Origin of the sequence: Pseudomonas sp. KBS0710 (assembly GCF_005938045.2) — a bacterium.
Taxonomy (GTDB): domain Bacteria; phylum Pseudomonadota; class Gammaproteobacteria; order Pseudomonadales; family Pseudomonadaceae; genus Aquipseudomonas.
The window spans coordinates 3,797,491-3,821,902 of sequence record NZ_VCCF02000001.1; the positions used below are offsets into that span (position 1 = coordinate 3,797,491).

Sequence of the window (24,412 nt, forward strand, 5' to 3'; positions counted from 1 at the left end):
AGCCGGTGCTACCATGCACAACCGCCGATCTGGCAAGGAAACTCCTGGTTTATGAGCACCATTCGCGAGCGCAACAAAGAAAAGATCCTGCGGGCGGCAAGCGAGGAGTTTGCCGACAAGGGCTTCGCCGCGACCAAAACCAGCGACATCGCCGCCAAGGCCGGGCTACCCAAGCCCAACGTCTATTACTATTTCAGGTCCAAGGACAACCTCTACCGCGAGGTGCTCGAAAGCATTATCGAGCCGATCCTGGCCGCCTCCACACCGTTCAACCCCGAGGGCGAGCCGTCGGTGGTGCTGAGCAACTACATCCGCTCGAAAATCCGCATCTCCCGCGATTTGCCGTTTGCCTCAAAGGTATTTGCCAGCGAAATCATGCACGGCGCCCCGCACCTGAGCCCTGAGCAGATCGAGCAGCTCAACGCCCAGGCCAAGCACAACATCAACTGCATCCAGAGCTGGGTAGATCGCGGCCTGATCGCCGCCATAGACCCCAATCACCTGATGTTCAGCATCTGGGCGGCGACGCAGACGTATGCCGATTTTGACTGGCAGATATCGGCGGTGACCGGCAAAGCCAAGCTGGATGAGGCGGATTATGAGGCGGCGGCGCAGACGATTATTCGGTTGGTGTTGAAGGGGTGTGAGTTGGGCTGATGGGCTGTGGTGCGGCCATCGCAGGCAAGCCAGCTTCCACAGTTTTTGCGCCAGACACACCATGTATGAACACCACTGCTCCCCTGTGGGAGCGGGCTTGCCCGCGATAGCGCCCATCCAGACACATCCTGCCAAAAGCCTGCCGATCTATATCAACCACACAGATCTAGCCTCTCAGAACCCCATCTGAAGAGAGGCCATGGAATGCCTGAACTCCCCGCTTCAAAACGACTGCGCATCGGGCGATATGATGAACACAACCGCATCTACCTGCTCACCACCAACACGCTTGATCGTGAGCCGATATTCGAGGATGTCAGGCTAGGCCGACTCGTCGTTCAACAATTCAGGATTGCGCAGAATCTAGGCCTGGCAACTTCCCTGGCCTGGGTGGTCATGCCTGATCACTTCCACTGGCTTATCTCCCTGGAAAAGGGATCACTTGCGGACCTGATGCGCCGAGTGAAATCCAAAAGCACCCGCGTGGTGAATGCCGTAGCCGGTCGTCAGGGTCGCCTCTGGCAACCCGGTTTTCATGATCATGCGGTGCGGCGTGAGGAGAGCCTTGAAAGCATTGCCAGGTATATCGTGGCCAACCCATTGAGAGCTGGGCTGGTGAACAAGTTTGGCGACTACCCGTTGTGGGATGCCATTTGGCTCTGACTCAACACCGAGTCGTCTGCATCGCAGGCAAGCCAGCTCCCACACTTGACTGCATTTCACAGGTGGAACTCGGTCAGTGTGGGAGCTGGCTTGCCTGCGATGAGGCCCTAATAGGCTATGGCGATCAAGCCGAAACCCCAGCATCCGCCAACAACCCCACCCCCTCGATCGCCGTAATTGCGCACTGCTCATCAATATCCGAGGTATCCCCGCTGATCCCGATCGCCCCCAGCACCAGCCCCTCCTGATTCCTTATCAACACCCCACCCGGTGCCGGCACCACGCTGCCCTGCCCCAGGCTGTTCAACGCCGCGATAAACGCCGGGCGCTGCTGTGCGTCCAGCGCCAACAGGCGCGAGCCCTTGCCCAACGCAATCGCGCCCCAGGCCTTGCCGATGGCGATTTGTGGGCGCAGCAGGCTGGCGCCGTCTTCGCGCTGCAGGGTGATCAAGTGGCCGCCGCTGTCGAGCACCGCAATGGTCAGCGGCGCAGCCGAGATCGTGCGACCTGCGGTGAGGGCCTGGCTGGCGAGTTGGGTGGCAAGTTTCAAGGTTAAAGCGCTCATGGTGCCGTCCTTCTTTTGTTATTGGGAATGCGCTGGAGGTCTGTTTGATCAGATGCTCGATCAAACAAATAGAACACAATGATATTTATTTTTGTATACAATATTTTCGCACAAAGGCTCCATACGTCGAAAAAAGTGCTTCCGACGAACGCCAGGGCCACTTTGCAAAATGCATTGACCTGCGCCGCTTGCCGTGAATACACTTTGTCCAGACACCACTTGTATACAATTACAAAACGCAAGAGGCACCAAAACCATGAGCAAAATGAGAGCAATCGAAGCCGCCGTCCTGGTAATGCGCCGTGAAGGCGTGGACACCGCCTTCGGTATCCCGGGCGCCGCGATCAACCCGCTGTATTCGGCCTTGCAGAAGGTCGGTGGCATCGATCACGTCCTTGCTCGCCACGTTGAAGGCGCCTCGCACATGGCCGAGGGCTACACCCGCACCAAGGCCGGCAATATCGGCGTGTGCATCGGCACCTCCGGCCCGGCGGGCACCGACATGGTCACCGGCCTGTACAGCGCCTCGGCCGACTCGATCCCGATTCTGTGCATCACCGGCCAGGCGCCGCGTGCCCGCATGCACAAGGAAGACTTCCAGGCCGTCGACATCACCAGCATCGTCAAGCCGGTGACCAAATGGGCGACCACCGTTCTGGAGCCCGGCCAAGTGCCTTACGCGTTCCAGAAAGCCTTTTATGAAATGCGCTCCGGCCGCCCTGGCCCTGTGCTGATCGACCTGCCGTTCGACGTACAGATGGCCGAAATCGAATTCGACATCGACGCCTATCAGCCACTGCCGCTGGCCAAGCCATTGGCCACGCGCATCCAGGTGGAAAAAGCTCTGGCCCTGCTGGATGCGGCTGAACGCCCCTTGCTGGTCAGCGGTGGCGGCGTAATCAATGCCGACGCCAGCGAGTTGCTGGTTGAGTTTGCCGAGCTGACTGGCATCCCGGTGATCCCGACCCTGATGGGCTGGGGCACGATCCCGGACGATCACCCATTGATGGTGGGCATGGTCGGCCTGCAAACCTCGCACCGTTATGGCAACGCAACGATGCTCAAGTCGGACGTGGTGCTGGGCATCGGCAACCGCTGGGCCAACCGCCACACCGGTTCGGTGGAGGTCTATACCGAAGGCCGCAAGTTCATTCACGTCGACATCGAGCCGACGCAGATTGGTCGCGTATTCACCCCCGACCTGGGCATCGTTTCCGACGCCGGTTCTGCGCTGACGATGTTCATTGAAGTGGCCCGCGAGTGGAAAGCCGCCGGCAAGCTCAAGGACCGCAGCGCCTGGCTGCATGACTGCCAACAGCGCAAGGCCACCCTGCACCGCAAGACCCACTTCGACAATGTGCCGGTCAAGCCGCAACGCGTGTACGAAGAGATGAACCAGGTGTTCGGCAAAGACACCTGCTACGTCAGTACCATCGGCCTGTCGCAGATTGCCGGCGCGCAATTTCTGCACGTGTACAAGCCACGCCACTGGATCAACTGCGGCCAGGCTGGCCCATTAGGCTGGACCATTCCGGCGGCACTCGGTGTGGTCAAGGCCGACCCGAGCCGCAAAGTGGTGGCGCTGTCGGGCGACTACGACTTCCAGTTCATGATCGAAGAGCTGGCGGTGGGCGCGCAGTTCAAGCTGCCGTACATCCACGTGGTGGTGAACAACTCCTACCTGGGTCTGATTCGCCAGGCCCAGCGCGGGTTTGAGATGGACTACTGCGTGCAGCTGTCCTTCGACAACCTCAACGCGCCGGAACTCAACGGTTATGGCGTCGACCATGTGGCCGTCGCTGAAGGCCTGGGTTGCAAGGCGCTGCGCGTATTCGAGCCGGGCCAGATCCAGCCGGCGTTGCGCAAGGCGCAGGAAATGATCGAAGAATTCAAGGTTCCGGTGATTGTTGAGATTATTCTGGAGCGCGTGACCAATATTTCCATGGGCACCGAGATCAACGCCGTCAACGAATTCGAAGATCTGGCCCTGGTCGGCAACGATGCGCCGACTGCCATTTCCCTGCTCGATTAAGGAGAACCCTATGCCGCGTTTTGCCGCCAACCTGTCCATGCTGTTTACCGAGCAGGACTTTCTCGCCCGTTTCAAAGCGGCCGCCGACGCCGGCTTCCAGGGTGTGGAATACCTGTTCCCGTACGAGTTCAGCTCCGCCGAGATCAAGGCGCAGCTCGATGCCAACGGCCTGACCCAAGTGCTGTTCAACCTGCCGGCCGGTGACTGGGCCAAGGGCGAGCGCGGTTTGGCGTGCCACCCGGACCGGGTCGAAGAGTTCCGCGCCGGGGTCAAGCTGGCCATCGCCTACGCCCAGGTGCTGGGCAATACCCAGATCAACTGCCTGGCCGGGATTCGCCCTGCTGGTGTGGATGATGAAACCGTGGAAAAGACCTTTGTCGCCAACCTCAAGTACGCCGCCGACAAGCTGCAAGCGGCGGGCATCAAGCTGGTGATGGAGATGATCAACACCCGCGACATCCCGGGTTTCTACCTGAACAACACGGCGCAGGCCCTGTCGATTCGCGAGCAGGTGGGCAGCGCCAACCTGTTCCTGCAATACGACATCTACCACATGCAAATCATGGAAGGCGATTTGGCCCGGACCATGGCCGCACACCTGGGTGAGATCAACCACATCCAGCTGGCCGACAACCCTGGGCGTAACGAGCCGGGGACCGGGGAGATCAACTATCGCTTCCTGTTCGAGCATCTGGATCGGATTGGTTACGCCGGTTGGGTCGGCTGTGAGTACAAGCCGCTGACCACCACCGAAGCGGGACTGGGTTGGCTCAAGACCCATAACGCCATCTAACTGACACAACACAAAAGAATGTGGGAGCTGGCTTGCCTGCGATGCAGACACCGCGATGTATCAGGCAAAACCGGGTGATGCCATCGCAGGCAAGCCAGCTCCCACAGTAGGTCTTCGGTGTTAGGCGAGCCCGATACAGGCTTGCACCTAGAATAAAAAGAGGATTTTGATCATGGCTAAAATCGGATTTATCGGCACCGGCATCATGGGCCAACCCATGGCCGCCAACCTGCAAAAGGCCGGCCACCAACTGTTCCTGTCCGAGCACCACGGCAAGGCTCCCGAAGCCCTGATCGCGGCCGGTGCCGTGGCCCTGGCCAACCCGCAGCAAGTCGCCCAGGAAGCCGAGTTCATCATCGTGATGGTACCCGACACCCCACAGGTGGACGACGTGCTGTTCCGCGCCGACGGTGTTGCCGCCGGCCTGTCACCGAAAAAAGTGGTGATCGATATGAGTTCGATCTCGCCCACCGCCACCAAAGCCTTTGCCGCCAAGATCAATGCAACCGGCGCGCAATACCTCGACGCACCCGTGTCCGGCGGTGAAGTCGGCGCCAAGGCCGGCACCCTGAGCATCATGATCGGTGGCGAGCCGCAGACGTTCGAGCGCGCCCTGCCGCTGTTCCAGGCCATGGGCAAAAACATCACCCTGGTTGGCGGCAATGGCGACGGCCAGACCGCCAAGGTGGCGAATCAGATCATCGTCGCGCTGAACATCCAGGCGGTGGCCGAAGCGCTGCTGTTCGCCTCCAAAAACGGCGCCGACCCGGCCAAGGTGCGTGAAGCGCTGATGGGCGGGTTTGCTTCGTCGAAGATCCTGGAAGTGCATGGCGAGCGCATGATCAAGGGCACCTTTGATCCGGGCTTCCGTATCAACCTGCACCAGAAAGACCTCAACCTGGCGCTGGCCGGGGCCAAGGAGCTGGGGATCAACCTGCCGAACACGGCTGGTACCCAGCAGGTGTTCAGTACCTGCACGGCGATTGGTGGTGGCCATTGGGACCACTCGGCGCTGATCAAAGGGTTGGAGCACATGGCGAATTTTTCGATTCGCGATAAGTAACGTCCTTCGAAATGCGTTCCAGTGTGGGAGCGGGCTTGCTCGCGAAAGCGGTGTATCAGTCAGCATGGATGTCCAATGGTAGACCGCTTTCGCGAGCAAGCCCGCTCCCACATTTTTGAGCGCATTCCAAATTCGAAGTTGATGCACCTCTAATAACAAAAAATTTCCGGGAGCCCGCTTATGTCGGTCGATCCGCAACACCTGCTTCGCGAGCTGTTTGCCACAGCCATCGACGCCGCCCACCCCCGGCAAGTCCTTGAACCTTATCTGCCCGCCGACCGCAGCGGCCGTGTGATCGTGATCGGCGCCGGCAAAGCCGCAGCCGCCATGGCGCTCGTGGTCGAAAACTGCTGGCAGGGCGAAGTCTCGGGCCTGGTGGTCACCCGTTATGGCCACGGCGCACCGTGCAAGAAAATCGAAGTGGTTGAAGCCGCGCACCCGGTGCCCGATGCAGCTGGCCTGGCCGTCGCCAAGCGGGTGCTGGAACTGATCAGCAACCTCACCGCAGACGACCGCGTGATCTTCCTACTCTCCGGCGGCGGCTCAGCCTTGCTGGCCCTGCCCGCCGAAGGCATCACCCTGGCCGACAAACAGACCATCAACAAAGCATTGCTCAAATCCGGCGCGACCATTGGCGAGATGAATTGCGTGCGCAAGCACCTCTCGGCCATCAAGGGCGGCCGGCTGGCCAAGGCCGCATGGCCGGCGACGGTGTACACCTACGCCATCTCGGATGTGCCGGGCGACCAGGCCACCGTCATCGCCTCCGGCCCCACGGTCGGCGACCCGAGCACTTCGCAGCAAGCCCTGGCGATTCTCAAGCGCTACGGCATTGAGGCGTCGGCGTCGGTGCGCAACTGGTTGCAGAACCCAGCCTCGGAAACCGTCAAACCCGGCGACCCGGTGCTCGCCCGCAGCCACTTCCAATTGATCGCCCGCCCACAGCAGTCATTGGAAGCGGTGGCGGTAAAAGTCCGCCAGGCCGGGTTCAGCCCGTTGATCCTCGGCGATCTGGAAGGCGAAGCGCGGGACGTGGCCAAGGTACACGCCGGTATCGCCCGGCAGATCGTGCAGCATGGCCAGCCATTGGCGGCGCCGTGCGTGATTCTCTCGGGCGGTGAAACCACCGTCACCGTGCGCGGCAATGGCCGTGGCGGGCGCAATGCCGAATTCCTGCTGAGCCTCACCGACAGCCTCAAAGGCCTGCCCGGCGTGTACGCGCTGGCCGGTGACACCGACGGCATCGACGGCTCCGAAGACAACGCCGGCGCAATCATGACCCCGTGCAGCTACCGCCGCGCCGAAGCCCTGGGCCTTAGCGCCAGCGACGAACTGGACAACAACAATGGCTATGGCTACTTCGCCGCGCTCGACGGTTTGATCGTCACCGAGCCGACCCGCACCAACGTCAATGACTTGCGCGCCATCCTGATTCTTGAGACTGCCAAACATGACGCCTGACAAGAAAGTCAAAATCCTCGCCACCCTTGGCCCAGCCACTGACGGTATCGATGACATCCGTGAGCTGGTGGAAGCCGGGGTGAATATCTTCCGCCTCAACTTCAGCCACGGCGAGCATGCCGACCACGCCCAGCGTTACCAGTGGATTCGCCAGGTGGAGCGCCAGCTCAATTACCCGCTGGGCATCCTCATGGACCTGCAAGGGCCGAAGCTGCGCGTCGGGCGCTTTGCCGAGGGCAAAGTGCAACTGGTGCGCGGCCAGGCGCTGCGCCTGGACCTGGACCCGACCCCGGGCGATCAACGCCGGGTCAACCTGCCCCACCCGGAGATTATCGCCGCGCTGGAGCCGGGCATGGACCTGCTGCTGGACGACGGCAAACTGCGCCTGCGCGTGATCACCAAACATGCCGATGCCATCGACACTACCGTGCTCAATGGCGGCGAACTGTCCGACCGTAAAGGCGTGAATGTGCCGCAAGCCTTGCTGGAACTCAGCCCGCTGACCGCCAAGGACCGCCGCGACCTGAGCTTCGGCCTGGAGCTGGGCGTGGACTGGGTGGCGCTGTCGTTTGTGCAGCGCCCGGAAGATATCCGCGAAGCCCGCGAGTTGATCGGTGACAAGGCCTTCCTGATGGCCAAGATCGAAAAACCCTCAGCCGTGCTGCGCTTGCGGGAAATCGCCGAACTGAGCGATGCGATCATGGTGGCCAGAGGCGATCTGGGTGTGGAAGTGCCCGCCGAGAGCGTGCCGCAGATTCAGAAAGACATCATCAGCACCTGCCGCCAATTGGGCAAACCGGTGGTGGTGGCCACGCAGATGCTCGAATCCATGCGCTTCTCTCCGGCGCCGACCCGCGCCGAAGTGACCGACGTGGCCAACGCCGTGGCCGAGGGCGCGGACGCGGTGATGCTCTCGGCCGAAACCGCCTCGGGCGAGTACCCGCTGGAAGCCGTGCAGATGATGAGCAAGATCATCCGCCAAGTGGAAAACGGCCCGGATTACCAGATGCAACTGGACGTGAGCCGGCCCAAGGCGGATGCCACGGTGTCGGACGCCATCAGCTGCGCGATCCGGCGTATCAGCAGCATTTTGCCGGTGGCGGTGCTGGTGAACTACAGCGAGTCCGGCAGTTCCAGCCTGCGCGCGGCGCGGGAGCGGCCGGTGGCGCCGATCCTCAACCTCACGCCGAACCTGTCTACGGCCAGGCGTCTGAGCGTGGCCTGGGGCGTGCATTCGGTGGTCAATGACCGCCTGCGCCAGGTCGATGAGGTGTGTTCCACGGCGCTGGAAATTGCCCAGGCGCAAGGCATGGCACAGCGCGGGGACACCTTGGTGATTACGGCGGGGGTGCCGTTCGGGCAGCCGGGGTCGACCAATTCGTTGCGTATCGAAACGTTGATCTAGCGCCTGTAAGGGCCTTTTCGCGAGCAAGCCCGCTCCCACATTTGGAATGCATTCCCCTGTGGGAGCGGGCTTGCTCGCGAAGGGGGCAACTCGGTCTCACTGACTAACCACCATGCACAACCCAACCTGCCCCGACTGGGCCGAAGCGCTGCTCAACGGCTTCAGCCAGATATTCCTGCAACGCCAGCCGCTGTGCGGCCTGCTGTGCCTGCTGGCCATCCTGATCGGCGCCCCGGCCTTGCTCGGCGGGGCGTTGCTCGGTGGCCTCGCCGGGTTGCTCACGGCCCAGCGCCGGGGCTATCCCAAGGCGGAACGCCAGGCTGGTTTGTACAGCTACAACGGCGTGCTGCTGGGTATGTTGATCAGCCAGCACTTCGCCTGGTCGGCGTTGCTGCCGCCGTTGATTCTGGCCTGCGGCGGCCTGAGTGCGATGCTCACGCGGCAATGGTTGAAACATGCCCGCCAGCCGGATGACTTGTCTGCGTACACCGCGCCCTTTGTCGGCCTGGGTTGGCTGCTGATCGGCAGCGTGCCTCAGCCGACGTTCGCGCTGGTCGAGCCCGACGTTCTATCTGTAGTCAGCGCGCCCTTTACCGGCCTAGCGCAAGTCATGCTGCTGGACCAACCACTGGCGGGAGTATTGATTGCAGCCGGCCTGTTGTTGGCCAACCGTCGCGCCGCCCTGTGGGCCTTGATCGGCGCGACTGCTGGCGTGCTGGTCGCTCTACTGCTCGACGAACCCGCCAGCGCCCTCCTCGGCCTGCACAGCTACAACCCCGCGCTGGCGGCACTGGCCTTGAGCCAATCACGCCGCCAGCCGTGGCTGCCAGTGGTGGGCATTCTGCTGGCGATCATCCTCACGCCCGGTTTTGCCGCCCTGCACCTGCCTGCGCTGACCGCGCCGTTTATCCTCGCCTGCTGGCTGGTGCGCGCCACGCAGCGGATGTTCAAAGCCCGCGTGGACAGCCCGTTCGAATCCCCCTAGGCTTGCTCGATATTCGATTCAGGCGGGTTTTATGGACAGCAACAGCGACTGGCGTCAGCGCCTCTATGTCATGGTATTCCAGAGCGACACCGCTGCCGGGCGGCGCTTTGACGGCATCCTGCTACTGATCATCCTTGCCAGCATTGTGATCGTGATGCTCGACAGCATCGACGAAATCCACCAGAACTACGCCAATGTGCTGGCCTATATCGAATGGGGCTTCACGCTGATCTTCGCGATCGAGTACGGCTTGCGCCTGTACTGCTCGCCCAAACCCTTGCGCTATGCCTTCAGCTTTTATGGCTTGGTGGACTTGCTGGCCATCGTGCCCGGCATCCTCGCGCTGTATTACAGCGACGCCCAATACCTGCTGATTATCCGCATCATTCGGATGCTGCGGATTTTCCGCGTGCTCAAGCTCAGCCCGTACCTCAAGCAAGCCAACTACCTGATGGCGGCGCTGCGCGGCAGCAAGCAGAAGATCGTGGTGTTCCTGGTCAGCGTGTGCACCCTGGTGACGGTGTTCGGCACCCTGATGTATGTGATTGAAGGCCCGGAGCACGGGTTTACCAGCATTCCCAAGGGCATCTACTGGGCGATCGTGACTCTCACCACCGTAGGCTTTGGCGATATCGTGCCGAAGACGCCGCTGGGCCAGGTGATTTCGTCGCTGGTGATGATCACCGGTTACTCGATCATCGCTGTGCCCACCGGTATTTTTACCGCTGAACTGGCCAGCGCCATGCGCGGTGAACAGCTGGAACACGATTGCCCAGTGTGCAAGAAAAACAGCCACGAACCCAACGCGGCGTTTTGCTCGCGCTGTGGCAGTAACCTGTTTCATAAAGTGGAATAAGCACAGTACGTTTTAATCTTTAAACGCCTATGCAGGCCCGGCTATAGTTGCTGGCAAATTGCCCCCAGTCTTCTCTCGAACAACAAGGAATGAGCAGTGAAAAAAATCCTCAGCGCCTCTCTTCTGGCCGCGGGCCTGGCCCTGGCCGGTGTCGTGCAAGCCGCACCGGTCACACTGCTTAACGTCTCCTACGACGTGATGCGCGATTTCTACAAGGACTATAACGCCGCCTTCCAGAAGCACTGGGAAGCCGAGCACCCGAACGACAAGCTGACCCTGCAGATGTCTTTCGGTGGTTCCAGCAAACAAGCGCGCTCGGTGATCGACGGCCTGCCGGCTGATGTGATCACCATGAACATGGCCACCGACATCAATGCCCTGGCGGACAACGGCAAACTGGTGCCGGACAACTGGGTCACGCGCCTGCCGAACAACAGCGCGCCGTTCACCTCTGCCACCGTGTTTATCGTGCGCAAGGGCAACCCCAAAGCCCTGAAAGACTGGCCGGATCTGCTCAAAGATGGCGTGCAAGTGATCGTGCCCAACCCGAAAACCTCGGGTAATGGCCGCTACACCTACCTGTCGGCCTGGGGTTATGTGCTGAAAAACGGTGGTGATGAAGACAAGGCCAAGAAGTTTGTCGGCGAATTGTTCAAACATGCACCAGTGCTGGACACTGGCGGCCGTGCCGCCACCACCACGTTCATGACCAACCAGATCGGCGACGTGCTGGTGACCTTTGAGAACGAAGCCGAAATGATCGCCCGTGAATTCGGCCGTGATCAGTTCGAAGTGATCTACCCCAGCGTTTCCGCCGAAGCTGAGCCGCCGGTGTCGGTGGTCGACAAAGTGGTCGACAAGAAAGGCACCCGCGTTGCCGCCGAGGATTACCTGAAGTACCTGTGGTCGCCGGAAGGCCAGGAAATTGCCGCCAACAACTACCTGCGCCCGCGAGATCCGAAAGTGCTGGCCAAGTACACCGACCGTTTCCCGAAAGTCGACTTCCTGTCGGTGGAGAAGACCTTTGGTGACTGGCGTACCGTGCAGAAGACCCACTTCAATGATGGTGGGGTGTTTGACCAGATCTATTCGGGTCAATAACTGAAGATACGCGGTAAAAAATGTGGGAGCTGGCTTGCCAGCTCCCACACAAGCCAGTTCCTACATTTGTTTTTGTGTTCGGCAGTTACATCGGCGGTGTCACGCCATCCTTGCCGGCCGAGATCGCCTGGGCCGTAATGGTCCCATCCGCGCCCTGCGCCGCAAACAACACCACCTTCACGCCCGCCTTGAGCAAGCTGCGATCGCCCGGCTCCAGGTTCACGATCGGCACATCCTCCGGCACCACAATCTTCTGCTCGCCGCCTTTGTACTTCACGGTCAGGGTGCGCCCGTTGCTCACCACCAGGTCGCCCACCGTGCCGTTGGTCATGCTGCTGCCTTCTTTCAAATCAAACGCGCGGTGCCCGTCGCCCGTGCCGGCCATGGCCGGTGGGAATACGTGGACTTCCAGCGCAGTCAGGGTGCCATCGGCGTTTGGCATGGCGGCGGAGCCGATGTAGCTGCCGGGCTTGATCTCATCGATCTTGGCCAAGGTAACGGCGCGTACCTGGGTGGCCGGCGTCAAGTGCACCACAACCTCTTCACCGCTGTTGACCTTGACGTGCATCGCGTCGCCGTCCATCGCAGTAATGGCGCCCCGCACACCGACCCGTGGGGCTTCGGCGGCATTCGCCAGCCCAATGGCCATGGCCGCAGCCAGGGTGGAGGCCAGGAGCATCTTGTTCAGCGTGATTTTCATCGCAATGGATTTCCTGTTTCGACAGTTATGTCTGAATGTATCATTGGCGTTCGACGCAAAAGTTAACGATTCAGTCATTAATTTGCGGCATGAGTGATATCAATGCGCGCGCCCTACACCGACGCAGGCGTTGTCTTTACTCTCGCACGCCACCTTCCTTCGCTTGAATGAGAACACCATGACCGCTACCTCACACGCTTCAAGCACCATGACCCGAGGCATGGTGATGCTGTTTGCGTTCTGTTGCGGCGCCATCGTTGCCAACATCTACTACGCCCAGCCGATCATCGAGTTGATCGCGCCGGACATCGGCCTGACCCCGGCACTGGCCAGCCTGATCGTCTCACTCACGCAAATCGGCTACGCCCTGGGCCTGTTCTTTCTGGTGCCGCTGGGCGATCTGCTGGAAAACCGCAAGCTGATGATCATCACCAACCTGGTGGCCATCGCCAGCCTACTGGGTGCAGCGTTTGCTGAGCAGCCGAATGTGTTCCTGCTTGTGTCGTTGCTGATCGGCTTCAGTTCCGTCTCGGTGCAAATTCTAATCCCGCTGGCCGCGCACCTGGCGCCCGCCGAGTCCCGGGGCCGTGTGGTCGGCAGCATCATGGGCGGCCTGTTGCTGGGCATCCTGCTGGCGCGGCCGGTGTCCAGCCTGGTGGCTGACCACTTTGGCTGGCGGGCGATGTTCATGGCGGCGGCCGCGGTGATGGTGTTTATCAGTGCGGTGCTGATGCTGACCATCCCCAAGCGCCAGCCCGACCACAGCGCCAGCTACGGCCAACTGCTGGGCTCGCTGGGCACCTTGCTGCGCAAGCAACCGCTACTGCGTCAGCGCGCGTTCTACCAGGGCTGCATGTTCGCCACCTTCAGCCTCTTCTGGACCGCCGCCCCCCTGGAGCTGGCGCGTAACCATGGCCTGAGCCAAAGCGAAATTGCCCTGTTTGCCCTGGTCGGCGCCCTGGGTGCCATCGCCGCACCTATCGCCGGGCGCCTGGCCGATGCCGGGCACACGCACCGCGCCTCACTGCTGGCCATGGTGTTTGCCGCGTTGAGCTTCCTGCCGGCTTTTGTACACCCGTTGTACAGCGTGATCGCCCTGGCGTTGACCGGCGTGGTCCTGGACTTCTGCGTGCAGATGAACATGGTCCTCGGCCAACGCGCCATCTACGCCCTCGACGCCAACAGCCGCAGCCGCCTGAACGCGCTGTACATGACCAGCATTTTCATCGGCGGCGCCTTCGGCTCGGCGATTGCCAGCAGCGTGTATGAACACGGCGGCTGGCTGGGTGTGATGCTGGTGGGCAGTGCATTCCCGCTGGTGGCATTGGTACGGTTCCTGAGCGCTTCGCGCCAGGCTGCGGTGGCTACCGCTTAAGAACGCACCAACTTCTCCAACGCCGCATCCGCCAGAAATGACGAGCGGCTTTTGACCTTGTGCTCGCGCACATAACGGTCGATACGCTGAATGACATAACCGGGCAAGGTCACATTGACCTTCTCGGTCTTGCCCAGATAGGGCGAGATATCCAGCTCCAACATGCCCCAGCCCATGCCTGCGTAGTCTTCGTGGGCATGGTGGTTAGCCACCGATGTCGGCATCGGAATCACCCCGCCTTCGGCCGCGATTTCTTGCAGCATGATGTGGGCGATTTCTACCGCAGCGTTATACGCCTCTTCAAAACTGTCCCCGGCGGTGACCGCACCTGGAATATCGGGGATCTGGATACCGGTGGCGGTGAAGTCATCGCCCCATTCGATACACATTGGGTATTGCATGCATGCTCTCCTTAAAACTGAAACAGCCCGGCGCGCTTTCTGATGCTGCGGACGGTGCCCTGAGGCAGGTCCTTTTTGGGATGAGGCACCGGGATCGTGTACGGGTTATAGCGGTGGGTAAAAATATGATGACTGCCCGTGACCCGATCCAGCACCCAACCCGCCTCTTGCAGCTCCTTGATCAATAGCCTGCTTTGCACCCCTGCCTCCTTGGCTTGGTCTGAATAAAAGTAACCCTAGAGTTATCTTTACTCAAGCACAGTTTTTGTTAGTCGGACTGCCGGGTGTTTTGCTGAATATTGAAATGCAGAAGGGTTACTGGCTTAGCGTCGCAGCACTGAACCTGGGGATACGGCCTTTAAGCGAGGGCCAGTAGCAAAACCGGCCAGCGTCAGCGCCGGCGCGCACGTGGCCCAGGCCATCGAAGGGTTGATGGTGATCAGCCGCAATACCACCCAGGCATTTGTCCCCAGCACGCCCAACCGCCTGCAGCTCGCACGCACCTGCTACGACCACATGGCCGGCACGCTGGCGGTGCAGCTGCACGACAATTTCATCGCCGCTGGTTGGCTGGTTGGTGACGGCACCTATGCGCTGACGGAGTCCGGCGAAACCGCGATGATCGCGTTGGGGCTGGATATGCCTGCGTTACGCGAGCAACGTCGGCGTTTCGCCTGTGCCTGCCTGGACTGGAGCATGCGCCGCCCGCATTTGGCTGGGGCATTGGGCGCAGCGGTTTTGCAGTGTGTGATTCGTCGCGGCTGGGTAACTCAGGATCTGGACAGCCGGGCGCTGGGGGTCACGGCCAAGGGGCGCAAGACGTTTGCAGCGCGCTTTGGCTTAGAAACTGCCGGGCAATAAGATTAAAGGTGGGAGATAGGTTGTTTGTGATGGCGGTTTTTTTGGGGTGTGTATCCGTTGCTGCGGTGATGGCGGCCTAGGGTTCCGCCCTGACGGCGGGTCACTTTTGTAAAGACACAAAAGTAACCAAAAGGTCTTCGCCCCACCACTCGGCACCTCGCTTGGGCTCGGTGTGCCCTCACTCCGGCTTGAATCCGTGAGTAACCCACGGATTCAAGCCTGCGTTCGGCCATCGTGGTTAACGGGGCGTCTGAGATCAAAAGCAGATCAAGATCAAGATCTACAGCACGGCGGCCTGAAAGCCGACCTGAGTGGTTGAATCAAAAGCCAGATCAAGTGCGAAGCAAAGCCTGTCTACCTGATGCAACGCAGTCTAATTGTGGGAGCGGGCTTGCTCGCGAATGCGGTGGGTCAGTTATAGATGAATTGACTGACCCACCGCATTCGCGAGCAAGCCCGCTCCCACAGTTGACCGCATGCAGTTTTGAATATGAGGTCGACTGCGGATTTGCATGCACTGAAGATGAGCTTTTCTGTGGGAGCTGGCTTGCCTGCGATGCAGACACCTCGGTACATCAGGCACACCGAGTTGATGCTATCGCAGGCGAGCCAGCTCCCACCTTTGATCGAGTACGGCTCTGCTGTTGCTGTTGCTCCGGCCCTTACATCCTTTTCGCTGGCGAAGTCAGCGGTCTTTTGATCTGCGCTTGTGATCGTGATCTGAGAGCGCCCCGTCAAACACGATGGCCGGAATTCGACAGTGATTGGGGGGGTAAACCGGCAGGGATGCCGGTTTAGCCGCCCCGCGCCATGGATGGCGCGTGGCGGCGGCCCCCCGAATCACTGTCGGATTGCGGGCATGCCGAGCCATAGCGAGGCACCGAGTGTTGGGGCGAGGACCTTTTGGTTACTTTTGCGTCCTTGCAAAAGTGACCCGCCGTCAGGGCGGAACCCTAAGTCGCCATCACCCAAATAACGGATATGTACACCACCAACAACCCGCCATTGCAGGCAAGCCAGCCCCCACATGAACAAGCGGCGCCTGCTAGAGAACTCGGCCATCCCAGGCCACCGTCACATGCCGTGGTAACTCGCGTCGGTGTTCCAGCAACCAGGCATCCAGGGTGTGCCCCACATGGGTCAGCACGCCCAACTGCGCGCCGGTTTCTTCGATGCTTTGCAACGCCAGCGTCAGGTCATTGTGGTTACGCGGTGCTTGCGGCTGCGGCGGCATGGAGCAATCGAGTACCAATACGTCCAACGGCTTCCGTTGCAACCAGGCCAAGGTAGCCGGTGGTAGACCGACGGTGTCGGTGAGGTAGGCGATGCGCCGCCCCTCGCCTTCCAGCAGATAACCCAAGGTCAGCTTTGAATGCTGCAACGGCAAGGCGGTGACGCTCAGTTCGCCAAACGTGCGTGTTTCAAACTCGGCAAACGGCTGGCTGAAATCAAGAATGCCGGGGTGTTTGTAGAGGTCGGACAACCCCTCCGGATCGGCGGGGCCGTGTACCGGAATGATCAAGCCCTGGCCCCAGCGCAGGTGCAACAAACCCTGAGCATGATCGGCGTGATAGTGGGTCTGCAAAATCCCATTAAAGCTGCGCGGCGGGAAGCGCTCGCAAAGGTCGGGCAAACCGCTGTCGATCAACCAGCGCTGGTCGCCGCATTCGATCAACGCGCTGCACGGGCGGCGGCGCAGGCTGGCGTCGCTGCGCGCCAAACCGCACGCCGCGCACTCGCAGCCATACACCGGAACCTGCCGCGCGTCACCGGTGCCCAGTAAAGTCAGGCGCATGCCGTATGCCCGTGATCGAGGCAACAGAGCAAACGCTCGACGGTGTTTTCCAGCGGGCCGGAATTGTCGAGCACAAACAATCCGCTGCCATTGCCCGCGATCAAATCGGCGGTGAACCGCGCATTGCGCGCCAGGCGTTCTTCGATATCGGCCTGGGACTCGCGCCCGCGCGCCATCAGGCGCTGACGCAACACGGCCTGATCCACCGTCAGCAGCAATACCAGCAAGCTCGGATAGCGCTCACGGGTTTGCGCCAGGTGCGCACGCGAACCATTGACCAGCACATCGTTCCCTGCCGCCAGCCATTCGTCGATGGCCTTGGGAATGCCATACCACAAGCCATTGGCCTGCCAGTTGAGGGCAAACGCGCCCTCGGCCAGCAGCGCAGCGAACTGCTCCGGGCTCACCCCTTGTGCGGCCTCGCCCACCGCCTCCGGCGAGCGGGTGATCACGCGGCGCACAATGCGGCAGCCGCGCTCGGCCAAGCGTGGGCGTGCGGCATCCAGCAGGCTGTCCTTGCCCGAACCGGATGGTCCGATGAGATAGATCAACCTGCCTGCCATCAAAACACCCTCTTCGCTTGTCGCCAGACTTGTTGCACTACGGGAAGCCCTTCACAACGGCGGGCCTGCACCAGGTCCGCCCGCAGGCCAATGGCGATTTCACCGCGATCATTAAGGCCCGCCGCTTGCGCAGGCGCCAGGCTGATCATCTTGACCGCCCGTGACAGCTCGCCGCCATCCTGTTGATCGGCCAGCACAAACGCCGCCTGCAACAGGCTGGCCGGGTAGTAGTCACTGGAAAGTATATCCAGCAATCCTTCGGCAGCCAGGCCGGCGGCGGCCACATTACCCGAGTGCGACCCGCCGCGCACCACGTTCGGCGCGCCCATCAGCACTTTCATGTTCAGTGCCTGGCAGCCCTTGGCCGCCTCCAGCGTGGTGGGGAATTCGGCGATGGTCATGCCGTAGCCCGCCGACTCCTCCACATGCGCCAGCGTCGCATCGTCATGGCTGGCCACCGACAGGCCGCGTTCCAGGCAATGGGCGACGATGGCTGCGCGGTAGCGGTCGCTGTATTCCTTGGAATTGGCCATTTGCAGCACGATAAACGCGTCCATGGTTTCGTCGTTGAGGTGGTACTTGCCCATGTAGTACTCACGGTACTTGGATTCGAGCACGAACTGGCGCTGGCCCGGCGAATGGTCCATCACCGACACCAGGCGCACCAGCGGGTTTTCCACCAGGTCGCGGAACACGCTGAGGGTGTCGGGGTGGCACAGCTCGCAGCGCAGGTGCAGGTGGTGCTCGGCGCGGGTCAGGCCGGCGTCTTCGGCCGAGGCGATGGCATCAAGCATCGCCGGCAGCTTTTTCATACGGTTGCCCTTGGGGTTCACATCGCCGATGGACACCGCGTCGAACACCGTGGTGATGCCCGCCGCGATGATTTGCGCATCATGGCTGAGCACCGCCGAGATCGACGGCCAATCCACGCCGGGGCGCGGGGTCATGTGTTTTTCCAGGTTGTCGGTGTGCAGCTCCACCAGGCCCGGCAGCAGGCAATCGCCGCCCAGGTCCTGAGCCTGGGGCAACTGGCTGCGGCCTTCGGCGAGGTCGACAATCTTGCCGTCGCGCAGCACCACCGTGCCCTGGAACATGCGCTCCGCCGTGACGACCTGGGCATTGGTGAGGATCTGTTCAGCGGGCATGGGCGTATTCCTCTTGGGCGACGGGCGATGGGGTCATGTCGAAATGGCGGTCGGCGACCGCTTCACGAGCAGCGCGGTCGTGGAAGATGCCGATCAGCGCCGCGCCGGCGGCCTTGGCTTCGTTCATCAGTTCCAGCACCACTTGGCGGTTGCTGTCGTCCAGGGACGCGGTAGGTTCGTCCAGCAACATCACCGGCCAGGCGACCATGAAGCCGCGGGCGATATTGACGCGCTGTTGTTCGCCACCGGAGAAAGTGCCGGGCGCCAATTGCCACAAGCGCTGCGGGATGTTCAGCCGCGTGAGCAGGTGTTCGGCGCGAGCCTGCGCATCGGCCTTTGACCAACCACGGGCCAGGGCCGGCTCCATCACCACGTCCAGGCAGGCCACGCGGGGGATGACGCGCAGAAACTGGCTGACGTAACCGAGGGTCTGCTGGCGCACCTGGAGAATGTCACGCGGCTCGGCGCCGACCAGCTCCAGCCACGCACCGGCATGCTGCACACGAATACTGCCGCCCGCCGGTAAATAGTTGCCGTACAGGGTGCGCAGCAAAGTGCTTTTACCCGCGCCGGACTGGCCATGCAGCACCAGGCATTCACCGCCCTGCACACTGAACTCCACACCGCGCAGCACGTTGAGTACCACGCCGTGTTGCTGATGCAGGGTGAAGGTTTTCGAGAGGTCACGGACCTCGATCAAGGCATTCATCATGGCTGCAATACCGAAGACACCAGCAGTTGAGAGTAAGGGTGCTGTGGATCGTCGAGGATCTGGTCAGTGAGCCCGGTTTCCACCACGTGCGAGCGGCGCATCACCATCAGGCGGTCGGCCAGCAAACGCGCGACGGCCAGGTCGTGGGTGACGATCACCACCGCCAGATCCAGCTCACGCACCAGGCCGCGCAACAGGTCGAGCAGGCGCGCTTGTACCGACACGTCCAGGCCGCCGGTGGGTTCGTCCATGAATACCAGGCGCGGGCTGGAGACGAGGTTGCGGGCGATTTGCAGGCGCTGCTGCATGCCGCCCGAGAAGGTGCGCGGCAAATCGTCGATGCGCTGCGGGTCGATTTCCACCTGGCCGAGCCAATCCAGACCGGCGCCGCGCAGTTGCGCATAGTTGCGCACGCCTTGGGCCATCAAGCGCTCGCCGATATTCGCACCGGCTGACACGCCCATGCGCAGGCCGTCCCGTGGGTTCTGCTCGACAAAACCCCATTCGGTGCGCAGCAACGTGCGGCGCTCGGCTTCACTGGCACTGTACAAATCCAGCCATTCGCCGTCCTTGCTGCGGTAGCCGATGCTGCCCGCTTGCGGCGGCAAACGCCCGCTCAGCAGCGAGAGCAAGGTGGATTTACCCGAGCCGGATTCGCCGACAATCCCCAGCACTTCGCCGGGATACAGATCGAAGCTCACGCCTTGGCAACCCTTCTCCGGGCCATACAAAAGCGACAGGTCACGCACTTGCAATAACGGCTGGCTCACTGGTTGTTCTCCTTGACCCGTTGGGCGCAATACCAGGTGTCGGAACACACAAAACTCTGGGTTCCGGCGTCGTCGAGAATCAGCTCATCGAGGAAGGAATCGTGGCTGCCGCAGATGGCGCAGTTGTGCGCCCACTTCTGCACTTCGAACGGATGGTCTTCAAAGTCCAGGCTGGTGACCTGGGTGTACGGCGGCACCGCGTACAGGCGCTTTTCGCGGCCGGCGCCGAACAGCATCAGCGCCGGGCTCATGTCGAGTTTGGGGTTGTCGAATTTGGGGATCGGCGACGGGTCCATCACGTAACGCTCATCAACCATCACCGGGTAGGCGTAGCTGGTGGCGATATGGCCAAAGGTGGCGATGTCTTCGTAGAGTTTGACGTGCATCACCCCGTAATCATTCAGGGCGTGCATGGTGCGGGTCTCGGTTTCCGACGGTTCGATAAAGCGCAGCGGCTCGGGAATCGGTACCTGGTAAACCATGATCTGACCGGCCTGCAGCGCCGTTTCCGGGATGCGGTGGCGGGTCTGGATCACGCTGGCGTCGGGCGTCGCTTCGGTGGTGGCAACCCCCGCCGTGCGGGCGAAAAAGCGCCGGATCGACACGGCATTGGTGGTGTCGTCGGCGCCCTGGTCGATCACCTTGAGCACGTCATCATCACCCAGGATCGCGGCGGTCAATTGCATGCCGCCGGTGCCCCAACCGTAAGGCAAAGGCATTTCGCGGCCGCCAAACGGCACTTGGTAACCGGGGATCGCCACGGCCTTGAGCAAGGCGCGGCGGATCATGCGTTTGGTCTGTTCGTCGAGGTAGGCGAAGTTGTACGCCGGGTCGCGCACAGCCGGTTGGGTCAGGTCATTCATGGCGGGTGCCCTCGGCCGGTTGGCGCAGTTTGCGGATCAGTTCCAGCTCGGACTGGAAGTCCACGTAGTGAGGCAATTTGAGGTGCGAGACAAAACCCGCCGCCTCGACGTTGTCGCAGTGGGCCAGCACAAACTCTTCGCGCTGGGCCGGTGAAACGACTTCTTCGTTGTATTCCCCGGCGCGCAGCGAGCGGTCGACCAGCGCCATGCCCATGGCCTTGCGCTCGGCATGCCCGAACGCCAAACCGTAGCCACGGGTGAACTGCGCCAGTTCGGTGGCTGAGCCGACGAACTGGTTGACCATCTCGCACTCGGTGACTTCGATGCTGCCCAGGCAGATGGGAAAGCCCAGCTCTTCGGGGTCGATCCACACTTCGACGTCGCCGATGCGAATCTCACCGGCAAACGGGTGGTTACGGCCATAGCCGCGTTGGGTGGAGTAGCCCAGCGCCAGCAGGAAACCCTCGTCGCCACGGGCCAGGGCTTGCAGGCGCTCGGCACGGCTGGCCGGGTATTCCAGCGGGTCGCGGGTGATGTCGGCGACGCTGGCGTTGTCGTCGGCTTCGTGCTTGATCAAGCCTTCTTTGGCGAGCAAACCGAGCACCCGTGGGCAGGCGTCAATCTGTGCATCCGCCGTGGTCTGCGGGCCGGGGTATTGACCTTCGGCCAACAGCGAAAAATCCAGCAGGCGGTGGGTGTAGTCGAAGGTCGGGCCGAGCAATTGGCCGCCGGGCACGTCCTTGAACGTGGCCGAAAGGCGCCGGCTCAAGGACATCTGCGCGGTATCAATCGGCAGGCTCGGGCTGAAGCGCGGCAGCGTGGTGCGGTAGGCGCGCAGCAGGAAGATCGCCTCGACCAAATCCCCTGCCGACTGCTTGATCGCCAGCGCCGCCAGCTCTTCATCGAACAACGAGCCTTCGGTCATCACCCGCGCCACCGCCAACGGCAATTGCTCGCGGATTTGCGTCACGCTCAATTCAGGAATGGCGGTATCGCCCCGGCGTTTTTTCGCCAGCAGGCGGTGGGCATTGTCGATGGCCTGTTCGCCACCTTTGACGGCTACGTACATCAGGCGTGCTCCTGTGCAATACGGCTGCTGCGCGGCAGGCCGATCAGGTGGTGGCCGGCGGTGAACAACAGGTCCAGGCCTCGCGGAAAGGCTTCGCGGCGTTGGCGCTCTTGCCAGAAGGCTTGCGGCACCGGCAGGTTTACCAGGCGCTGGGTTTTGATCCCTGGGCCGCGCCAGTGCAGGCCGCGACCGGACTCCAGGTCGGTAAGCTGAACCAGCAAGGTGCAGGACTGATCCGGGTAACGGTCGTTGCCGTGGTCGAAGCCGCCGAGGTCAAGCAGGTCTTGCTCGCCGAGCAGCGCGAACACCGCGTCTGCGCGTTTATCGGTGAGCGGGCAACCGCAGTGGAAGGCCAGGTTGGCGCGGATCAGCGGCGTGTCGAAGCTCGGCGCCAGCCACAGTGGCGTGTCCATATCCAGCAGCGCCAGGCACAGCGCGTAAGTAGCAGGCGCCAGGCCGTCGAGGCGTGGCGCGGACGGCAGGTGCTGGATCAAACCGGGTTCGGCCAGCGCTTTGAGGGCAGCACGAAAACCGCGTTGGGCATCCAGTACCGGCTCGACAAACGCCGGTTGCAACAGGTGAGCGTTCATCAGTTTTCTCCTCGCACCAGGGTGAAGAACTCGACCTTGGTGGCAGCGGTGTCGGCTTCTTTTTCGGCGCGGCGTTTGGCTTGGGCAGTGGCCAGGGCGGTGATCAAGTCGCTGAGCCACAGGCTCGGTTGCGTGCCTTGCAGATGGGCATCGGCCAGGGCGGCCAGCTCGGCATGCAGCTTGTCGCGCCCGGCCAGGTAGCTGTAGCCGGTGCGGCCGTCGGCCAGGCGTACCACGCAGCGGGTCACGCTCATTTCGCCGACGTTGAAGGCCGCGCCGTCACCGCCCATGCGCCCGCGCACCAGGGTCATGCCGATTTCCGGGGCGCGGATCAGTTGGTACTCGGCGTCTTTCAACGCCGCTGCGTGGGGTTGCAATTCATTGAGCTGGGCGCGGGCTAATACGCCGATCCAATGTTGTCGCGGGGACACACTCATCATTCAAGTCACCACTTGGTACTGAAAGCGATCCGAACGGCTGGTGGACTGCGCCAGCTCCACCGGGCGGCCGTCGCGATCGCAGGAAAGGGTAAACACCGTGAGGGCCGGCAAGTGCCGAGGCATCATCAGCAGCGCGGCTTCATCACGGTTGGGCAGACGCGCACCGATCAGGCTTTGGGTGCGGGTCAGCGGCAGTTCTCGTTCACGCAGGTACTGGCGCAGGGAGCCGCCGGTGTAATCAGCCAGCAACGGCGCACGGCTGGCGCAGTAGCGATGGCGGATCAGGCTGACGGGCTGGTGGTCGAGCTTGCGCAGGGTTTGCAGCTCGATCATCGGCGCCATCTCGGCGATGCCCAAATGCTCGGCTTCGTCACGGCTGGCGTAGCAGTAGCGGCGCTTGAGCAATACCGCCTGCACACCGACGCCCTGGGCCGACAGCGATTGGCTGTAGGAGGTCTCGGCGCCCATCGAGTAAATCAGCGGGCGGTCGAGCACCTGGGTGCCCTTGCCCTGACGGCGCAACAGGCTGCCTTCAAACACCAGTTCGTCGATGGCGCGGCGCAAGGTGTGGCGATTGACGCCAAAGCGCTCGGCCATGTGCACCTCGCCGGGCAGGAAGTCACCGGCCTGGTAGCTGCTCAATTCACGGCGCAGGATATCCGCGAGTTCGCGGTACACCGGCTCATCTTGTCTAGACAACTGCATGCTAAAAAAAAGCGCCGCGCGGGCACCCCTCCGGCGTCAGATAAACTGCTTGCGCAGGCGTTGGGACAGCACGTCGATACAGCTCACCACCACGATGATCACCAGCAGCACCGCGCAGGTTTGTACGAACTGGAAGGCGCGAATGTTTTCCCAGAGGATCACGCCGATTCCGCCGGCGCCGACCATGCCCACCACGGTGGCTGAGCGCACATTGGCTTCGAAGCGATACAACGCGTAGCTCACCCACAGCGGCATCACTTGCGGGATCACGCCGTAGATCACTTCCTGCAGGGCACTTGCGCCGGTGGCTCGCACGCCTTCTACCGGGCCTGGGTCGATGGCTTCGACGGCTTCGGCAAACAGCTTGGCGAGCACGCCGGTGGTGCTGATCCACAAGGCCAAAACACCGGCAAACGGACCGAGGCCGACGGCGACCACAAACAGCATCGCGAACACCATTTCATTGATGGAGCGGAACGCATCCATCACGCGGCGCAGCGGTTGATGGACCCACCATGGGGTGATGTTGTCGGCGCACAGAATGCCCAGCGGCACCGAGCAGACGATGGCCAGCACCGTGCCCCACAGGGCGATTTGTACGGTGACGATCATCTCCTTGAGGTAGGAGCGCCAATCGTGGAAGTCGGGTGGGAAGAAGTCGGCGGCGAAGGTCGCCATGTTTCCGGAATCGCGGTACAGCGCCAGCGGGTTCATCTCCGCGCCGTGCCAGGCCCAGGCCAGCAGGACCAGGAACAGGCCCCAGCCGAGGTATTGCGGCCAGGTTCTTTTACCCACTGCTTCGGCATGCAAGGTAGTCATGGGTCACTCTCGGTAAAGGTTGG

The 24,412-nt window shown here is 61.8% G+C and carries 26 protein-coding genes and 1 pseudogene; 12 read left to right on the plus strand and 15 right to left on the minus strand.

The window, feature by feature from the left end:
* Positions 1–51: 51 nt before the first annotated feature.
* Together FFI16_RS17130 and FFI16_RS17135 are read left to right on the plus strand one after the other, a co-directional pair.
* Positions 52–657 (plus strand): TetR/AcrR family transcriptional regulator, encoded by a 606-nt coding sequence (locus FFI16_RS17130; protein WP_017136243.1) that lies wholly within the window; start codon positions 52–54, stop codon positions 655–657.
* Between the two features lie 204 nt (positions 658–861).
* On the plus strand, positions 862–1,320 hold the full coding sequence (locus tag FFI16_RS17135) for a transposase (RefSeq protein WP_138816044.1): 459 nt from the start codon (positions 862–864) through the stop codon (positions 1,318–1,320).
* 124 nt (positions 1,321–1,444) lie between these two features.
* Here the strand turns inward: FFI16_RS17135 and FFI16_RS17140 are convergent, their stop codons facing one another.
* Complete coding sequence (locus tag FFI16_RS17140; RefSeq protein WP_138816045.1) at positions 1,445–1,885, minus strand: heme-binding protein; 441 nt, start codon at positions 1,883–1,885, stop codon at positions 1,445–1,447.
* Positions 1,886–2,141: 256 nt separating this feature from the next.
* On the opposite strand from FFI16_RS17140, the gene gcl reads away from it, so the two are divergent.
* The 8 genes from gcl (at position 2,142) to FFI16_RS17180 (ending at position 11,581) form a co-directional block, all read left to right on the plus strand.
* On the plus strand, positions 2,142–3,917 hold the full coding sequence (gene gcl / locus FFI16_RS17145) for a glyoxylate carboligase (RefSeq protein WP_017136240.1): 1,776 nt from the start codon (positions 2,142–2,144) through the stop codon (positions 3,915–3,917).
* Between the two features lie 10 nt (positions 3,918–3,927).
* Positions 3,928–4,710 (plus strand): hydroxypyruvate isomerase, encoded by a 783-nt coding sequence (gene hyi / locus FFI16_RS17150; protein WP_056857114.1) that lies wholly within the window; start codon positions 3,928–3,930, stop codon positions 4,708–4,710.
* A gap of 172 nt (positions 4,711–4,882) precedes the next feature.
* Positions 4,883–5,773 carry a 2-hydroxy-3-oxopropionate reductase gene (locus tag FFI16_RS17155; protein ID WP_138816046.1) on the plus strand — a complete coding sequence of 297 codons (891 nt, stop codon included), beginning with the start codon at positions 4,883–4,885 and terminating at the stop codon, positions 5,771–5,773.
* A 180-nt stretch (positions 5,774–5,953) separates the two neighbouring features.
* Positions 5,954–7,234 (plus strand): glycerate kinase, encoded by a 1,281-nt coding sequence (locus FFI16_RS17160; RefSeq protein ID WP_138816047.1) that lies wholly within the window; start codon positions 5,954–5,956, stop codon positions 7,232–7,234.
* On the plus strand, positions 7,224–8,639 hold the full coding sequence (gene pyk / locus FFI16_RS17165; protein WP_138816048.1) for a pyruvate kinase: 1,416 nt from the start codon (positions 7,224–7,226) through the stop codon (positions 8,637–8,639). Before FFI16_RS17160 ends, pyk begins: the two co-directional genes overlap by 11 nt.
* A gap of 112 nt (positions 8,640–8,751) precedes the next feature.
* Positions 8,752–9,624, plus strand: a complete 873-nt coding sequence (locus FFI16_RS17170; protein ID WP_138816049.1) for an urea transporter — start codon at positions 8,752–8,754, stop codon at positions 9,622–9,624.
* Positions 9,625–9,655: 31 nt separating this feature from the next.
* On the plus strand, positions 9,656–10,480 hold the full coding sequence (locus tag FFI16_RS17175; RefSeq protein ID WP_056857118.1) for an ion transporter: 825 nt from the start codon (positions 9,656–9,658) through the stop codon (positions 10,478–10,480).
* 96 nt (positions 10,481–10,576) lie between these two features.
* Positions 10,577–11,581 carry a sulfate ABC transporter substrate-binding protein gene (locus tag FFI16_RS17180; protein ID WP_138816050.1) on the plus strand — a complete coding sequence of 335 codons (1,005 nt, stop codon included), beginning with the start codon at positions 10,577–10,579 and terminating at the stop codon, positions 11,579–11,581.
* 85 nt (positions 11,582–11,666) lie between these two features.
* Here FFI16_RS17180 and FFI16_RS17185 read toward each other — a convergent pair whose 3' ends face one another.
* Positions 11,667–12,281, minus strand: a complete 615-nt coding sequence (locus FFI16_RS17185; RefSeq protein ID WP_138816051.1) for a DUF5666 domain-containing protein — start codon at positions 12,279–12,281, stop codon at positions 11,667–11,669.
* Positions 12,282–12,459: 178 nt separating this feature from the next.
* On the opposite strand from FFI16_RS17185, the gene FFI16_RS17190 reads away from it, so the two are divergent.
* Positions 12,460–13,656 carry an MFS transporter gene (locus FFI16_RS17190; protein ID WP_138816052.1) on the plus strand — a complete coding sequence of 399 codons (1,197 nt, stop codon included), beginning with the start codon at positions 12,460–12,462 and terminating at the stop codon, positions 13,654–13,656.
* On the opposite strand, the gene FFI16_RS17195 is transcribed toward FFI16_RS17190, so the two are convergent.
* Entirely contained in the window at positions 13,653–14,057 is a 405-nt protein-coding gene (locus FFI16_RS17195; RefSeq protein WP_065912459.1) for a type II toxin-antitoxin system HicB family antitoxin, read from the minus strand. The two genes, FFI16_RS17190 and FFI16_RS17195, sit on opposite strands and share 4 nt — an antisense overlap.
* An 11-nt stretch (positions 14,058–14,068) precedes the next feature.
* Positions 14,069–14,257 carry a type II toxin-antitoxin system HicA family toxin gene (locus FFI16_RS17200; protein WP_138816053.1) on the minus strand — a complete coding sequence of 63 codons (189 nt, stop codon included), beginning with the start codon at positions 14,255–14,257 and terminating at the stop codon, positions 14,069–14,071.
* A 196-nt stretch (positions 14,258–14,453) separates the two neighbouring features.
* Between FFI16_RS17200 and FFI16_RS17205 the strand changes: the two are divergent.
* Positions 14,454–14,918, plus strand: a pseudogene (locus FFI16_RS17205) (transcriptional regulator); the annotation flags it as partial.
* Between the two features lie 1,045 nt (positions 14,919–15,963).
* On the opposite strand, the gene phnP reads toward FFI16_RS17205, so the two are convergent.
* The 11 genes from phnP to phnE are packed head-to-tail and all read right to left on the minus strand — an operon-like array spanning position 15,964 to position 24,389.
* Complete coding sequence (phnP, locus tag FFI16_RS17220; RefSeq protein WP_138816056.1) at positions 15,964–16,713, minus strand: phosphonate metabolism protein PhnP; 750 nt, start codon at positions 16,711–16,713, stop codon at positions 15,964–15,966.
* Positions 16,704–17,276: a phosphonate metabolism protein/1,5-bisphosphokinase (PRPP-forming) PhnN gene (phnN, locus tag FFI16_RS17225; protein ID WP_138816057.1), complete on the minus strand. Its 573-nt coding sequence runs from the start codon at positions 17,274–17,276 to the stop codon at positions 16,704–16,706. Before phnN ends, phnP begins: the two co-directional genes overlap by 10 nt.
* Positions 17,276–18,421, minus strand: coding sequence for an alpha-D-ribose 1-methylphosphonate 5-triphosphate diphosphatase (locus FFI16_RS17230; protein WP_138816058.1), 1,146 nt, complete (start codon positions 18,419–18,421; stop codon positions 17,276–17,278). The genes phnN and FFI16_RS17230 overlap by 1 nt, the downstream gene beginning before the upstream one ends.
* A complete protein-coding gene (phnL, locus tag FFI16_RS17235; protein ID WP_138817423.1) occupies positions 18,411–19,130 on the minus strand; it encodes a phosphonate C-P lyase system protein PhnL in 720 nt (239 codons plus the stop codon). Before phnL ends, FFI16_RS17230 begins: the two co-directional genes overlap by 11 nt.
* A complete protein-coding gene (gene phnK, locus FFI16_RS17240; RefSeq protein WP_171045849.1) occupies positions 19,130–19,939 on the minus strand; it encodes a phosphonate C-P lyase system protein PhnK in 810 nt (269 codons plus the stop codon). The genes phnL and phnK overlap by 1 nt, the downstream gene beginning before the upstream one ends.
* Positions 19,900–20,766 (minus strand): alpha-D-ribose 1-methylphosphonate 5-phosphate C-P-lyase PhnJ, encoded by an 867-nt coding sequence (locus FFI16_RS17245; protein WP_110623386.1) that lies wholly within the window; start codon positions 20,764–20,766, stop codon positions 19,900–19,902. The genes phnK and FFI16_RS17245 overlap by 40 nt, the downstream gene beginning before the upstream one ends.
* Positions 20,759–21,835, minus strand: a complete 1,077-nt coding sequence (locus FFI16_RS17250; RefSeq protein ID WP_138816059.1) for a carbon-phosphorus lyase complex subunit PhnI — start codon at positions 21,833–21,835, stop codon at positions 20,759–20,761. Before FFI16_RS17250 ends, FFI16_RS17245 begins: the two co-directional genes overlap by 8 nt.
* Positions 21,835–22,425: a phosphonate C-P lyase system protein PhnH gene (gene phnH / locus FFI16_RS17255; RefSeq protein ID WP_138816060.1), complete on the minus strand. Its 591-nt coding sequence runs from the start codon at positions 22,423–22,425 to the stop codon at positions 21,835–21,837. The genes FFI16_RS17250 and phnH overlap by 1 nt, the downstream gene beginning before the upstream one ends.
* A complete protein-coding gene (gene phnG / locus FFI16_RS17260) occupies positions 22,425–22,862 on the minus strand; it encodes a phosphonate C-P lyase system protein PhnG (protein ID WP_138816061.1) in 438 nt (145 codons plus the stop codon). Before phnG ends, phnH begins: the two co-directional genes overlap by 1 nt.
* 3 nt (positions 22,863–22,865) lie before the next feature.
* Positions 22,866–23,570, minus strand: coding sequence for a phosphonate metabolism transcriptional regulator PhnF (gene phnF / locus FFI16_RS17265; RefSeq protein ID WP_178112688.1), 705 nt, complete (start codon positions 23,568–23,570; stop codon positions 22,866–22,868).
* A gap of 36 nt (positions 23,571–23,606) precedes the next feature.
* Positions 23,607–24,389, minus strand: coding sequence for a phosphonate ABC transporter, permease protein PhnE (gene phnE / locus FFI16_RS17270; RefSeq protein ID WP_138816062.1), 783 nt, complete (start codon positions 24,387–24,389; stop codon positions 23,607–23,609).
* Between the last annotated feature and the right edge of the window lie 23 nt (positions 24,390–24,412).